Here is a 13,478-nt window from a genome sequence, read left to right on the forward strand (position 1 = left end):
ACACTCCGTATCAAACAGTCAAAGAAACACTTGTGGTTGATGATCCCCCTGTTCCAGAACACGGCTTCACCGAAGAGGCAAACTTCCTCTTTCTTAGAGGAAAGGGCGACAGCGAACAATGGGTGAGGTTCTCTCGACAGGCTCTCGATCTGTGTTCTCCATCAAGTCCGCCTTCTTTAATCATGGAGTCAACGACAGTTGCTCTCAGTTTTTCTCTGGATAATCCGGGTAGTGCTTGGACTCTAACCGGCTTGAACAAGTAGTCGTATGGGCTCGCTGCTTGATGTGCATGATTCCGCCACGACTGTCGATAAGTTAATCGAGATGTTTACCGGAAAAATACGCAACAACACCAAAACACTGACCTGGGACCAAGGTGTGGAACTAGCCCAAGTAGACAGGCTGAGCATCGAACGTGGGCTCGCAGTCTACTTCTGCGATCCACACTCACCCTGGCAGCGTCCTACCAACGAAAACACCAACGGGCTAGTCCGAGACTTCCTACCCAAAGGAAGCGACTTTAGTACCCTGACGCTTCAAAAGGCGTTCAACACATTCAAGACCTACTCAACGGGCGCCCCAGAAAAGTCCTCAACTGGTACACACCAGAAGAGAAAATCCAAGAACTATTCAAGTGATGCATCCACCACTTGAAACCGCCTGCGGCGGGCGGGAAAACTTTGGCAACAAGGGCACCTCAGCGAGGCCGTACTATGCACCCAACTCAACCCTCAGCTAATTCCTTGAGTGCTGCCAAGTGGCCGTCGAAGGCAATCTTGCCTTGCTCAGTCAATGCGACCCACACCGAGTCCTTCGCACGGCTGGTGCCGTACTCGCGGAAGCGAGTCACGTAGCCGGCTTTTTCCAGAGCTCCGAGCTGCTTAGACAGGGAGGCATCGGAAAGCTCCGTGCGAGCGCGCAACATGGCGAACTTCATCTCTCGGTTTACCTCCCCGCCCTGCGTGGCTCCGAAGGCATTAAGTGTGGCGCAAATCTTAAAGCGATTGAGCGGGTGGATTACCGGGTCAAGTTCACTCATCGCGGCCTCCGATCCAGCGCACCAGTATGTAGTGTCCACAAGACCGCCAAGGCGCACAGCACACTTGCAATGCATGAGGGAATAACGTGTCCTTCGACGAAGGGATTGAAGAGCGCCGGCAGAATCATAAATCCCAATCCTGCGTAGAAGCGCCAGGTCACATTCCTAGAGGCGTACGGATCAACCTTCTGGCGCATTGAATCCCTCACCCCCGTGCGGTAAAAGACGGCAAGACTCACCAAGAGCGCGAGTAGAAGAAGCAGTCCACCAACAGGAACGAGAGGATGGACGTCATCCTTGATCCACATGTAGGCAAACCACGCGCCGTACGCCGCCGCTGCGAGCAGACTTAGCCAAACGGGTGGCCGTTTGGCCGCGGCCAGCCGTTGTTGTTCCTCAAATGCGAGTGCGTCCCGAACATCCTGATTGGACAAAACTAAAGCTCCCCTCCTGCGGCACCAAAGTCATTGTTTTCCATTACGGAAAGCAACTTACTTTACGCAACGGAAAATAACAAGAGTTTGTATATAGCTGCAGGCTGGGAGCGTAGAAACGTGCTAACAGCGCCTAGTTCAGCGGGTTAACGCCCGCGCCAAACCACCAGATGGCAACGAGCGCGGCCACGCCAATGACGACGAAAATCCAGGACGTTGCCAATGGGCGGCGAGTCCACGAGCGGTTAAAGTCCAGGGAGATGAAGCCCGGACCGGTGAACTGCAGGGCCACCGCGATAACGAAGAGCACCAGGCCCAGCCAGACGCTCTCATTCCAGGCAAAGACATCCAACCCAGCACCCGAGGCGTTGAGGCCGTGGATAGCGGAGAAGCCAGTGACGATAAGACCGAACATGGCCGCCAGCGGCGTCACCAGTCCCAGCAGCAGGAAGGCACCGGCGATAAGCTGGACGGTCGGCACGCCGATGGCAAGTGCCGCTGCCATGGTGTACTCGCCGAACTCGTTCTCCAGACCCGACAGGCCCTCGTTGCCGCCGAGCTTGAAGAAGGTCGAGGCACCCGCCACGAGCAGGTAAACGCTGAGCGCTAGGCGTACGAAGAGCAGACCGAAGTCGATGGTGCCACGGCGTGCTGGCTCCGGCTTCTCCTCCACAGCTGCAGGCTCGGAGTCCACGGCGGGGTCGGCAACGGCAACCGTGCTTGGCACCTCCTCGTAGGTCTCAGTTGCTGCGGACTCGGTTGCGGTTGCCGATACCGGCATAGCGGTTGTCTGCGTATCAGGCTCGGCCATGGCCTCCGCGCGCGGGAAGGCAGTGGTCTCGGTTTCAGCTGCAGCGCTGTCGAAAGACAGGGAGTCGCGGGAGGCGCTCTCAAAGGTTTCGGTTTTGGCTTCAGGCTCTGCCTCAACAGCAGGCTCCTCAGCCTTCTTCGGCTTAATCACCTGCGGCTCGGCGCGGCCGGGGCGTTGGAAGAGGCTACTCTTCTTCGGCTTATCGGCAGCTTCTGCCTCAGGCGTGCTGTCCTTCACGGAGTCTTTCCCCGTGTAGGTCGGGATATCGTCATCAAAGTCGGTGGCTTTATCAGGAGTTTTATCGCTCATGCCTCCAACTTAAGGCAGCACAGCGCCCTTATGGTGCATCTTTATCGGCGCGGCGCGTAGCTAAAACCGCACGGCCTGCGTCTAAGACATCTGCCGTGAGGTCCGCGAGCACCTCCGACTCCAATCGCCAGCGTTGCCAATAGAGGTCGATGTCGAGCGGGAAGTCGTCGAGAAGCACCAGCTCCCCCGTCTCCAGCAGGGGCTGGGCCTGCAGTCTCGCCACCAGACCCCAGCCCAGGCCGTAGCGCACTGCTTCGACATAACTCTCCGAGGAAGGAATCTGTGAGACCCGCGCGCGCAGGACATGGGAGTCGATGAAACGCTCGCGCATGGCGTCGTCCAAAGTCGCGTCGTTCGGCCCGAAGCCCACGATGGGCAGGGTCTCCCAATCTTCAAAGCCCTCCGCCAGGCTGGGTGCGGCGACGGCAAAGTAGCGCATGGTGCCGAGGTATGTAGATTCACAACCGGAGACTGGGGTTTGCTCGCGCGTGACCGCGCCCAGCACATCACCCCGGCGCAACATCGCGAGAGTGCGGGCCTCATCCTCGATGCGAATGCGCAGCGCAGCCTCACCGCGCTCGGCGGTGCGCTGGATTACAGGTCTGAACCACGTGGCCAGGGAATCCGAGTTGATGGCAACAGTCAACGGCACGCGGGAGAGGCGCTCGGTGAGCCGCGCATCCGCCTCGGCTTGGACCAGAGCCATGCGCCGCGCGGCTTGGGCGACGATCTCCCCTGCCTCGGTCACGGTGACGGGAGTTCCGCGGCGCAGAAGGATTCGACCAGTCGATACTTCCAGCGCCTTGATGCGCTGACTCACGGCCGAAGGAGTGATTCCCAACACAGCCGCAGCGCCCTCGAAGGAGCCTTCATCGATGATGGCCAGCAGAGTTTCAGTATGGAGCGGGTTCATGAAGCTATTTTAAACCAGCTGTAGAATATTTAACTGGACTTCATATGCCGTTATACGCACACTAGAAGCCATGTCAGTTTTGCTCGCAGGATTTGCGCTGGGTTTGTCCCTCATCATCGCCATCGGACCGCAGAATGCCTACATCATCAAGATGGGCATTAAACGCGATCATGTCGGGCCGATCCTGTTGGCATGCTTGCTTTCCGACGTCATCCTGATCACCGGCGGCACCGCCGGCGTCGGCGTCCTTGTCGAGCGCTTCCCCACCGCGCTCATCGTGGTCAAGTACTTGGGCGCGGCTTACCTCATCTACTTTGGGTTCACGTGCTTCCGCGATGCGTTTAAGAAGCAACAGGAATCACTGGTCATTGAGGAAACCGCACCAGTGGCGCAGGTCGTTGAAGAGAACTCGGGCAGCTCGGGAGCACCGGGAACCTCCGTGCTCACCAAAATTCGCCCCCGCGTGCGCTCATCGTCCTGGGTCAAGCCGGTCCTCGGCGCGTTGGCGCTCACATGGCTCAATCCCTTGGCCTACGTCGACGCGCTGGTCATGCTGGGCTCCATTGCCAACCAATATGGCGACCAGCGCTGGGTCTTCGCCGGCGGTGCGATTCTGGCCAGCGCCGTGTGGTTCCCCTCCCTCGGCTTTGGTGCCTACAAGCTCTCCCACGTGCTGGCCAAGCCGACGACGTGGCGCGTAGTCAACATCGTCATCGGCTGCGTCATGCTTGCGCTGACGGCGAAGCTCCTGCTTCTCTAGTTCTTCTTTGATTCTTCAGGGAGCTCTTCGTCTTCGGCGGGGTCTCCCACCGCGCCGGTTTCCTCGACCCAGGCCTTGATTTCTTCGTCGGTGCGATCTTGCTCCACAGCCTCGCGCTCGGTGTAGTAGGAGTGGTCGTTGCGGTTTTCCTCCCACTTTTCCTTGTCGAAGTCGAGCTCTTCATCCGAGTCCAGCTCCTCCACCACATCGGAGACGAGGTCCTCGAAGAGGGCTTCGTCATCCATGTTGGAGTCGGCGATCTGCTGGCCGATTTCATCGTCATAACGCGCTGCGTCGTACTCTGTGTCGGGGTGCAGCTTGAGGTGCAGCAGGGCGCGGATGCGCTCACGGCGCAGGCCCTCGTCCTTAATCTTGCCCAGGGAGCGCAGCCACCCAATCACCAAGATGGCCACGAGCACAATGCCCATATAGCCCAGGACCGGGTAGACGTACTGCATCAGAGCCTTGAAGCCGGCGAAGGAGACGGCGAAGCCAGCGAGGCAGCCGGCGATAAAGATGATGCGGTACTTGGACTCGTTACCGGAAGACAGGCGCTTGCCGAGCGCATAGAACATGCCGATGGCGGTATTGAAGATCATCAGGTAAATGATGATGGCCATGATGACGCCGAGTGTCGGGTGGATATTATCCACCAAGGTCAGCATCGGGATATCGGAATCGCCGACGTTCTCCGCGTTCATCACCAGCGAGAAACCGGCGATGGCCATGAGCACCGCGTAGACCGCGCCACCCACGATGCCGCCGACGCCTGCTTCGCGCGGGCTGATGTTATCGCCGCCGATCACCAGGGACATCGATACCGCCAGGATGAGGGCCAGGCCGTTGTAGTTCAGCGCGGAGATGAGCCAGTGCGGGATTGGGGATTCAATCGCCTCGGAGGCGGCAATCGCCGCATCGACGTTGTCCGGCATGTGCAGCAGCGTGTAGGTGCCGGCGAAGAGTACCGCAATGATGATGGTCGGCGTCAGGAGACCGATGACCTGGGAGACCTTATCGACGTCGAACATGCCCGTGATAAGAACCAGGACGAGCATGAGCAGGGAACCCACCCAGGCCGGCCAGCCGAACTGCTGCTGCATGTTAGATCCGGCGCCAGCCAGCATGACAAAGCCCACCGCAAAGAGCGTGAGGATCACCGCGACATCCAGAATGCGCGAAATGATCGGGTGGGTAATGTTCCGGAACACTTGGTTGTGTTCGCTGGCGTGGAAGTAGCTTCCCAGCTGAAGGAACACCGTGCCAGCGAGGGTCATGACCAAGCCGGCTACCAGGATTCCCCACATGCCCGGAATACCAAAGGACGTAAAGTACTGGACAACTTCCTGTCCCGTGGCAAAGCCCGCACCCACGAGCAAGCCAATGAAGGACAAAGCGATGCCCACGACGTTTTTATAAGACACGTTTTCCTATCTGTTTTCTAGTTTCTTCTTTTTATGCTTAGTGGCTAGTGCATAAAAACGCGCCATACTTTGGCACAAGCATGGCGTTACATAGGTTCTACCTTACGCCAACCTGATAGGAAAACATGTGTGCGGCTGTGGAGAGATTGCTCCTACAACCGCTCAAGCATGAGCCGGCTCACCTCTTAGTGCTCGGCAAACGTCGCGGTATCGATGACGAAACGGAATTTCACATCACCCGCGACGACGCGCTCATAGGCCGCGTCTACCTCGTCGACGCCCACCTTTTCGATCACCGCGCCCAGGCCATGCTCGGCGCAGAAGTCCAGCATCTCCTGGGTTTCCGCGATGCCACCAATATTGTTGCCGGTCAGCACCTTGCCGCCGCCGACCAGACGGCTGAGGCGCAGCGGCAGTGCTTCCGGCGGTAGGCCGACCACCGACATAATGCCGCGCGGCTTGAGGAGGCGCAGGTAATCTTCGAGGTCATACTCGGCGGAGATGGTGGACAGGATGAGGTCAAATTCGCCGCGGTGGTTCTTGAAGAAGTCTTCCTCTTCGGTGGTGGCCAGGGTACGGCTCGCCCCCAGCTTCGCGGCCTCCTCTGCCTTGCGCGAGGTGCGCGAGATGACCGTGACATCCGCGCCCTTTGCGGCAGCAATCTGCACGCCCATGTGCCCCAAGCCGCCCAAGCCCACGACGGCTACCTTCTGTCCTTCCTTGACGTTCCAACGTGCCAGCGGAGAGTACGTAGTGATGCCAGCGCAGAGAAGGGGTGCTGCCACGTCAAAATCAAGGGAATCCGGGATGCGCAGCACGAAGTCTTGATTCACCACGATCTTTTCAGCGTAGCCACCTTGGGTAATCGTGCCATCGACATCCGTGGAGTTATAGGTTCCCACACCGCCCTTGAGGCAGTTCTGCTCCATCCCTGCCTCGCACTGCTCGCACTCACCGCAGGAATTCACCAGGCAGCCCACGCCGACGCGGTCCCCCACCTTGAACTTAGTGACCTCCTCCCCCACGGCGGAGACCACGCCGGCGATCTCGTGGCCAACGGTCAGCGGAAAGTGCGCCTCGCCCCACTCGTTGCGGATGGTGTGGATATCCGAGTGGCAGATGCCTGCTGCTTTGATGTCGATGACAACGTCATCGGCGCGCGGCTCGCGGCGCTGGATGGTCACGACTTCGAAGGGCTCGTTCGGACCGGTCTTCTGCAGTGCTTTAGTAGAAATAGTCATGGCGACCACGGTACCCCGCAGCCGCCTGACCTCGCCTAATGGAAATCTCTACCGACTAGGAGAGCTTCTTCGCAATCAGCTTGTTGACCTGTCCTGGGTCAGCCTTACCCTGGGTGGCCTTCATGACCGCACCCACGATGGCACCGGTGACCTTCTTGTTGCCGGCCTTGTACTTCTCCACGATGTCCGGGTTAGCGGCCAGGGCATCATCGACGGCCTTCTCGATCGCGCCATCATCGCGCACGACCTCGAGCCCGCGCTTGGCGACGACCTCGTCGACGTCACCCTCACCGGCCAGCACGCCGTCGACCGCCTGGCGAGCCAGCTTGGTGGTCAGCTTGCCTTCCTTGACCAGCTCAACAACGCGAGCGACCTGCGCCGGGGTAATGCCGAGAGTGCTCAGTTCAACGCCAGCCTCATTGGCCTTACCGGTCAGGTAGGACACCCACCAGGAGCGGGCCTCGTCAGGAGTGGTGCCGGCTTCCACTGTTTCGATAATGAGATCGAGAGCGCCGGCGTTGACCAGGTCACGCATCTCCTCGTCCTTGAGGCCCCACTCCTCCTGGATGCGGGCGCGGCGAATCCACGGCATCTCCGGCAGGGTCTGACGGATTTCCTCGACCCACTCGCGGGAGACAATCACCGGCGGCAGGTCCGGGTCGTTGAAGTAACGGTAGTCCTCGGCGGTTTCCTTCGGACGGCCCTTGGAAGTCGAACCATCCGTTTCCTGGTAATGGCGGGTTTCCTGGACGATCTCGCCACCGTCGACAAGCACCTGCGCCTGGCGCTGCATCTCAAAGCGCACCGCCTGCTCCACCGAGCGCAGGGAGTTGATGTTCTTGGTTTCGGTACGGGTGCCGAACTCCTCCTGGCCCACCGGGCGCAGCGAAACGTTGGAATCCACGCGCATCGAGCCTTGATCCATGCGGGCATCGGACACGCCCAGTGCCGCGACGAGCTCACGCAGAGCAGAAACATAGGCGCGGGCGACCTCGGGGGCGCGCTCGCCAGCACCAATGATCGGCTTGGTCACAATCTCGATTAGCGGGATGCCGGCACGGTTGCAGTCCACCAGCGAGGTCGTTGCGCCGTGAATGCGGCCATCGGCACCACCCAGGTGGGTCAGCTTGCCGGTGTCCTCCTCCATGTGAGCGCGCTCAATCTCAACGCGCCACTCAGTGCCGTCGTCGAGGACGACGTCGAGGTAGCCGTCGTAGGCAATCGGCTCATCGTACTGGGAGATCTGGTAGTTCTTCGGCTGGTCCGGGTAGAAGTAGTTCTTGCGGGCGAAACGCGAAGATTCCGCAATCTTGCAGTTCAGCGCCAGGCCGATCTTGATGGCGCCTTCCACGCCCTTGGAGTTGACCACCGGCAAAGCGCCTGGCAAACCGAGGGACACCGGGTCCACGTTGGAGTTGGGGGCTGCGTTGAAGTTCGTGGGCGAGGTGGAGAACATCTTGGTCTCCGTGTTGAGCTCCACGTGAACTTCCATGCCCATAACGGGTTCGAACTTTTCAAGGACCTCGTCATAGTCCATCAGGTCATACATCGCAGCAGTCATGCGTGCCATCTTAGTATGTCAGCGCGACACCGTGCGCAACCGCCTAACCCAACAAGGTGATGCCGTGCGTAATGAGAATCTTGGCTATCATCGCCGCCGGATACACCATGGCATAGCCCAAGGCGACGCGCTGGTCAGTGTTCGTCCGATTGTTCACGAAAGCGAGCACGGCCGGCTGGGTTTGCGCGCCCGCCATAGCACCCGCGGTCTTCGTGGCACCGACGCGCAGGAAGCGGCGCATGACGAGTGCGAATCCGGTCGCCACCAGCGTCGTGATGATCATGCCGAGCAGGAGAATCTTCCACCAGGCTCCACCCGTAAAGGCACCGGCGATTTCCCCGCCCGCATTCGTTCCGGCCTGGGCCAAGAAGAGCAGCAGTCCGAGTTCGGAGAGGATTGTGTTGGCCGAGTGCGGCAGTGCGGTGACGGTATTGCCGATGCGCCCGATACGCGCCATGATCAACGCCACGATGAGGACGCCAGCGGCAGCGCCGAGGCTAAAGGAAGAGCCGCCTGGAAGCGGGATTTCGAGGTGGCCCACGAAAACGCCGAGGGCCATGCCGAGGCCCAAAGACACCGGGTTGATATCTGTCAGGCCTTGCGAGGAATCACCAAGAAAAGTGGAAATCTCCCGCAGGGACTTCTTGGAACCGACGACGCGCACGCGGTCGCCGAGCTCCACGATGTGTTCGGGGATAGCGACCTGGTCATTATCGGCGCGACGAACTCGCGAGATGCGCGCACCCCAGCGATCCGCCAGCTGGTTATTGAGCTCCGCGATGGTCAGGCCCGCCAAGCTGTGCTCGGAAATAGTGATGCGGCGAAAGTCCAACTCGTGGCGGTCATCATTGAGGATCTGCGGGGACTCGCGCCCGGCTCGCTCGATGATGTTGTCCAGGTCCTCCGGGGCACCAACGAGCGTGACCACGTCACCGGGGTGCAGCACATCGAAGAATTTCGGCAAGACGATAAGGTTGCTGCCCACGCGGCGCAGGCGTGTTACCTGCACTTCCCCATTGCCAATATCGGCGATCTCCGCGACTGAGATCTCGCGTTGAATCTGCATGTGCTGGCGCGTGACGGGTGACAGGGTGTCGTCGTCATTGCCGGCGTCGCGAAGCACGAGCACCGTCGCACCGAGCATGCCGATGACGCCGAACAGGTAAGCCACCGCGTAGCCCACCGTAGCCGAGCCCGGATCGCCCGTGGCTTCCGACGCCGCCGCCAACGCCGGGGTATTCGTCACCGCACCGGCGAAAGTACCAGCGATGGTGGCATTCGACAGCCCAAAGACATAAGTGCCCAACCCCCACGCGGCAAGCGCCGCGACGATGAAGACTCCGATCATCGACAGCACTGGGCCCGTCGCCGTCTTCAGTGACTTGAAGAAGGACACACCGGAGTTATTGCCAATGCCGAAGGCAAAGAGCACTAAGCCGAACATGCCCAAAATAGGAGGAACGGAGGCCTCCACCCCGGCAGCTGATGCGGCTGCCGAGAATGCGATGCCGAGAAAAAGCACGGCCGCCGCGCCCAAGCTGATGCCCCGCGTCTTGATGCCGCCGAGTGCCATGCCGACACCTATGAGCAGAAACACCAAGAGGACCGGCTGCTCAGCCAGATAAGCTAATACGCTTGTCATCGCTACCTTTAGAAACTATGGATGAGCTAACGGTGGTGTTTAGCCAAACAGGGCCTGTGCGTTGGCATAACGCTTGGCCGGAACCACCTTCAGCTTGCCCACTGCGTCCTCGAGAGGCACGAGGTCAATATTCTCGCCATGGAGAGCCACACACATGCCGGACTGGCCGTTGTGCGCAGCACGGGCGGCATGGGTGCCGTAGCGAGTGGCCAGCACACGGTCATAGGCCGTCGGCGTACCGCCGCGCTGGATGTGGCCGAGTACGGTGGTGCGCACGTCGTAGCCGGTGCGCTTCTTGATCTCATCACCGATGACCTGGCCAATTCCGTTGAAGGTCTGGTGGCCGAACTGGTCCACACCGCCCTCTTCGAAGTCCATGGTGCCTTCCTTCGGCAGCGCGCCCTCAGCGACGCAGACGATGCCGTACTTCTCACCCATCTGGAAGCGGCGCTCCATGGCCTTGGTGATATCGGCGATATCGAACGGGACCTCAGGTATCACCGTGTAGTGCGCACCGCCGGCCATGCCAGCGTGCAGCGCGATCCAGCCAACGTGACGGCCCATAACCTCGACGATGAGGATGCGGTCGTGGGATTCAGCGGTGGTGTGGAGGCGGTCGATCGCGTCAGTCGCCACGGATACTGCGGTGTCGAAACCGAAGGTGTAGTCGGTAGCGTTGACGTCATTATCGATGGTCTTTGGCACGCCCACGACCGGGATACCGTTATCGGAGAGCCACTTGGCACCCTTGAGCGTTCCCTCACCGCCGATGGCGATGAGCGCATCGACCTCAGCATCAGCCATGTTGGCCTTGATGGTGTCCAACCCAGCCTTGAATTTATCTGGGTGAAGGCGGCCGGTGCCAAGGATGGTTCCGCCGCGCAGGAGGATGCGGTCTATCTCTGCGTCGTCATAAAGGTCACGGCGGCGGTCTTCCATCAGACCAACCCAGCCGTCCTCGTAGCCGACGACCGTATCGCCGAACTCGTTGGATGCGGTACGAACGACCGCGCGGATAACAGCATTCAGACCGGGGCAATCACCACCGGATGTCAGTACAGCAAGACGCATGACATCCAATCTACTCGCTTCCCTATAGCCTCGCAGTTTCCGCTACCGCATGCAGGGTGTCGCGGAAGAAGAGGGACGCCACGCACCCTGCTGAAAGCATCGCGACAATGACCACGAGGGAATCCGCGGCCCCCGCTACCTGCATAACCGCTGACACGGCGGCTACTCCAATGACCGACCCCACCTGCCTGGACGTGTTATAGACGCCGGATGCCGCGCCCATGAGATCTGCATCAATATCGCGCATCGTCGTCGCGGCATTAGAGCCCCAGATGAAGGACTGTCCCGCCCCCAGCGCCGCGCAGGGCAGGCACAACCACCAGGCCGACACTTCGGCCTGCATGAGGAACCACAGTGCGAGGAAGGTCGCAATCAGGATGCCGAAGCCCGCGACCGCCAGACGTCGTGGGTGCAGCTTATCCGCCAGAATGCCCGCCAAGGGCGACACGCACAGAGAGACCAGCGCCATGGGTGTGACGATGATTCCGGCATCGCGCGCCGACATGTCCTGCTCGACCTGCAGCCACATCATGATTGGAATCATCATCGACGCCGCCATAAAGCCCATGGACACGATGGCCACTGAACCTGCGGAGTAGTTGCGGTCCTTAAACAGCACGAGCGGGACGAGCGCCGCCTTCCCCCGCGATGATTGCAAGCGCACGAAGAGGTAGATGCCCACCACACCAGCAAGGAGCAGGACCCAAATCCACCACGGCCAACCAGTCTCTGGGCCCTGTTGCACTGCGAAGACGAAGCACGTTAACGCGATAAACGACGCCCCCACCGACACGAAGTCAATCTTCCCCATCGCCGTTGGCAAGGAAGGCACCCACAGGCCGGATAAGACAATCGCGGCGACAACAAAAGGAATATGGATCCAGAAAACAGCCTGCCACCCAAATGCAGCGACGACGAAGCCTCCCAAGAGCGGTCCGGCAAGTGTGGCCAAAGACCCAACCACTCCCCAGACGCCGAGCGCACGGCCGCGCCGCTCCCGCGCGAAAATACGGTTGATGACGGCCATAGTCTGCGGCATTTGAATCGACGCGCCGAAACCTTGCAAGGCTCTTGCTGCAATAAGAAACTCCACCGAGGGCGCTAACGCGCACAACAGCGCGCCGATGCCAAAGAGCCCGACGCCCAGCTGGAACATTTTCTTCTGGCCGTAGATATCGCCGAGGCGGCCGGTAAACAACAGCGGCACGACCACGGCGAGCAAATAGATGGCGGAAACCCACAGCACCTGGTTGACATCGGCGTGGAACTCACGGCGGACGTCGGGAAGCGCGACGGCAATCATCGATTGGTCGAGCAAGGACATGAAAAAGCCCAGTGATAGCGCGGCCATGGCGAGCCACCCTTGCTTCTCCGACGGCGGCGTTCCTGCGAGTTTCATGCAGCGAAGTCTAGCCACCGCACGCTCACGCGGCCTAAACTGAGGCGCATGGGAATGATTGATATCAAGAAACCGCAGGACGTATCGACGGCAGCGACCGTCACGCTGGGACTTATCGGCGGCTGGCTCACCGCCCGGGAGACTGGCATTCGCCCGCTTGGCGGCGTGGTGCTCGCCGCCGCTGGCGTGTGGGCGGGCCGCAGCTGGTGGGCTAAGACGAACCCGGCCACTACCGCTGGCCTGGCAGCTCTGTACACCGGCGCTTTTGGCCTCTCCCACCCGCTGGCTAAGAAAATGGGCTCCTGGCCCGCAGTCCTCACCGTCACTGCCGCGAGCGCTGGCGCTGCCTACGCGCTTTCCGACGCCAAGTAGATCCCCCTCCCACGCCCCTTCACGCTGTCCTTGACGGCTGGAGGGGCGTTTTACGTCCTCGCGCGGGCAAAGGCTCCAACATTTTTGCGTCGAACGTGCTGGCTAATGTGGGGTGGCTACCCCCGTTTATAGTAACGACTTGACACGAATTTAACGCAGGCTATGGCCATACGGAGTGTGTGATACTAGAATCATGGTTAGAACACTTCTTCTACCACATGTTTATCTCGGGGGAGATACCCATGACCACTGCCACACGCCCACCAACCTTCTTCTTTTCCACCACCAACCCGAATAACCCACACGCCATAGCCCGCGCGAAAGCACGACGAGCCGCCTATGACACCTGGGTCGGGGCTATGCCCAGCCTGCAGGCTGATATCAACACCACCGCACTATCCCTAGTTGCTGCCTGGTCACTGCCCGAAGGCCACATCAAATCCGGCCTGCGTGCCATCCACCGCCTAGATAGCCTGCCGAAAGTCAAAGCCATACAAGACACCCA

12 protein-coding genes and 2 pseudogenes are annotated in these 13,478 nt (G+C 60.2%); 5 read left to right on the forward strand and 9 right to left on the reverse strand.

Annotated features, from left to right (window positions below; genetic code table 11):
• Window positions 1–263, forward strand: a pseudogene (locus tag HMPREF2993_RS13740) (hypothetical protein); the annotation flags it as partial.
• A gap of 4 nt (window positions 264–267) precedes the next feature.
• Window positions 268–654 (forward strand): IS30 family transposase, encoded by a 387-nt coding sequence (locus HMPREF2993_RS08820; RefSeq protein ID WP_070701971.1) that lies wholly within the window; start codon window positions 268–270, stop codon window positions 652–654.
• 70 nt (window positions 655–724) lie between these two features.
• Here HMPREF2993_RS08820 and HMPREF2993_RS08825 read toward each other — a convergent pair whose 3' ends face one another.
• The 3 genes from HMPREF2993_RS08825 to HMPREF2993_RS08840 all read right to left on the reverse strand — a co-directional run bounded on the left by HMPREF2993_RS08825 (window position 725) and on the right by HMPREF2993_RS08840 (window position 3,506).
• Window positions 725–1,039, reverse strand: coding sequence for a transcriptional regulator (locus HMPREF2993_RS08825; RefSeq protein ID WP_049157204.1), 315 nt, complete (start codon window positions 1,037–1,039; stop codon window positions 725–727).
• Between the two features lie 567 nt (window positions 1,040–1,606).
• The gene (locus tag HMPREF2993_RS08835; RefSeq protein ID WP_070701973.1) at window positions 1,607–2,593 is read right to left on the reverse strand and encodes a DoxX family protein; all 987 of its coding nucleotides are present in this window, start codon (window positions 2,591–2,593) and stop codon (window positions 1,607–1,609) included.
• A 28-nt stretch (window positions 2,594–2,621) separates the two neighbouring features.
• Complete coding sequence (locus tag HMPREF2993_RS08840; RefSeq protein ID WP_046648098.1) at window positions 2,622–3,506, reverse strand: LysR family transcriptional regulator ArgP; 885 nt, start codon at window positions 3,504–3,506, stop codon at window positions 2,622–2,624.
• Window positions 3,507–3,576: 70 nt separating this feature from the next.
• Between HMPREF2993_RS08840 and HMPREF2993_RS08845 the strand changes: the two genes are divergently transcribed.
• Complete coding sequence (locus tag HMPREF2993_RS08845) at window positions 3,577–4,266, forward strand: LysE/ArgO family amino acid transporter (RefSeq protein ID WP_070547384.1); 690 nt, start codon at window positions 3,577–3,579, stop codon at window positions 4,264–4,266.
• Here HMPREF2993_RS08845 and HMPREF2993_RS08850 read toward each other — a convergent pair.
• The 6 genes from HMPREF2993_RS08850 to HMPREF2993_RS08875 all read right to left on the reverse strand — a co-directional run bounded on the left by HMPREF2993_RS08850 (window position 4,263) and on the right by HMPREF2993_RS08875 (window position 12,601).
• On the reverse strand, window positions 4,263–5,687 hold the full coding sequence (locus tag HMPREF2993_RS08850) for a YkvI family membrane protein (protein WP_070701975.1): 1,425 nt from the start codon (window positions 5,685–5,687) through the stop codon (window positions 4,263–4,265). The genes HMPREF2993_RS08845 and HMPREF2993_RS08850 overlap by 4 nt on opposite strands.
• A gap of 185 nt (window positions 5,688–5,872) precedes the next feature.
• A complete protein-coding gene (locus tag HMPREF2993_RS08855) occupies window positions 5,873–6,928 on the reverse strand; it encodes an NAD(P)-dependent alcohol dehydrogenase (protein ID WP_070701977.1) in 1,056 nt (351 codons plus the stop codon).
• Window positions 6,929–6,983: 55 nt separating this feature from the next.
• A complete protein-coding gene (gene gatB / locus HMPREF2993_RS08860; RefSeq protein ID WP_010186967.1) occupies window positions 6,984–8,489 on the reverse strand; it encodes an Asp-tRNA(Asn)/Glu-tRNA(Gln) amidotransferase subunit GatB in 1,506 nt (501 codons plus the stop codon).
• Window positions 8,490–8,532: 43 nt separating this feature from the next.
• Window positions 8,533–10,131: an aspartate:alanine exchanger family transporter gene (locus HMPREF2993_RS08865; protein WP_049157216.1), complete on the reverse strand. Its 1,599-nt coding sequence runs from the start codon at window positions 10,129–10,131 to the stop codon at window positions 8,533–8,535.
• A 39-nt stretch (window positions 10,132–10,170) separates the two neighbouring features.
• Window positions 10,171–11,202, reverse strand: a complete 1,032-nt coding sequence (locus HMPREF2993_RS08870; RefSeq protein WP_010186971.1) for a 6-phosphofructokinase — start codon at window positions 11,200–11,202, stop codon at window positions 10,171–10,173.
• Between the two features lie 22 nt (window positions 11,203–11,224).
• Complete coding sequence (locus tag HMPREF2993_RS08875) at window positions 11,225–12,601, reverse strand: MFS transporter (RefSeq protein WP_070701981.1); 1,377 nt, start codon at window positions 12,599–12,601, stop codon at window positions 11,225–11,227.
• 48 nt (window positions 12,602–12,649) lie between these two features.
• On the opposite strand from HMPREF2993_RS08875, the gene HMPREF2993_RS08880 reads away from it, so the two are divergent.
• Both HMPREF2993_RS08880 and HMPREF2993_RS13895 read left to right on the forward strand, forming a co-directional pair.
• Complete coding sequence (locus HMPREF2993_RS08880; RefSeq protein WP_049157219.1) at window positions 12,650–12,973, forward strand: hypothetical protein; 324 nt, start codon at window positions 12,650–12,652, stop codon at window positions 12,971–12,973.
• A 242-nt stretch (window positions 12,974–13,215) separates the two neighbouring features.
• Window positions 13,216–13,478: pseudogene (locus HMPREF2993_RS13895) on the forward strand (HNH endonuclease); the annotation flags it as partial.

Source organism: Corynebacterium sp. HMSC068G04, from assembly GCF_001814885.1.
GTDB lineage: Bacteria > Actinomycetota > Actinomycetes > Mycobacteriales > Mycobacteriaceae > Corynebacterium > Corynebacterium hiratae.

Coding starts and splice junctions, on each gene's coding strand:
- HMPREF2993_RS08820 (WP_070701971.1), top strand. CDS start 268: ATGGGCTCGCTGCTTGATGTGCATGATTCCGCCACGACTGTCGATAAG.
- HMPREF2993_RS08825 (WP_049157204.1), bottom strand. CDS start 1,039: ATGAGTGAACTTGACCCGGTAATCCACCCGCTCAATCGCTTTAAGATT.
- HMPREF2993_RS08835 (WP_070701973.1), bottom strand. CDS start 2,593: ATGAGCGATAAAACTCCTGATAAAGCCACCGACTTTGATGACGATATC.
- HMPREF2993_RS08840 (WP_046648098.1), bottom strand. CDS start 3,506: ATGAACCCGCTCCATACTGAAACTCTGCTGGCCATCATCGATGAAGGC.
- HMPREF2993_RS08845 (WP_070547384.1), top strand. CDS start 3,577: ATGTCAGTTTTGCTCGCAGGATTTGCGCTGGGTTTGTCCCTCATCATC.
- HMPREF2993_RS08855 (WP_070701977.1), bottom strand. CDS start 6,928: ATGACTATTTCTACTAAAGCACTGCAGAAGACCGGTCCGAACGAGCCC.
- gatB (WP_010186967.1), bottom strand. CDS start 8,489: ATGACTGCTGCGATGTATGACCTGATGGACTATGACGAGGTCCTTGAA.
- HMPREF2993_RS08865 (WP_049157216.1), bottom strand. CDS start 10,131: ATGACAAGCGTATTAGCTTATCTGGCTGAGCAGCCGGTCCTCTTGGTG.
- HMPREF2993_RS08870 (WP_010186971.1), bottom strand. CDS start 11,202: ATGCGTCTTGCTGTACTGACATCCGGTGGTGATTGCCCCGGTCTGAAT.
- HMPREF2993_RS08875 (WP_070701981.1), bottom strand. CDS start 12,601: ATGAAACTCGCAGGAACGCCGCCGTCGGAGAAGCAAGGGTGGCTCGCC.
- HMPREF2993_RS08880 (WP_049157219.1), top strand. CDS start 12,650: ATGGGAATGATTGATATCAAGAAACCGCAGGACGTATCGACGGCAGCG.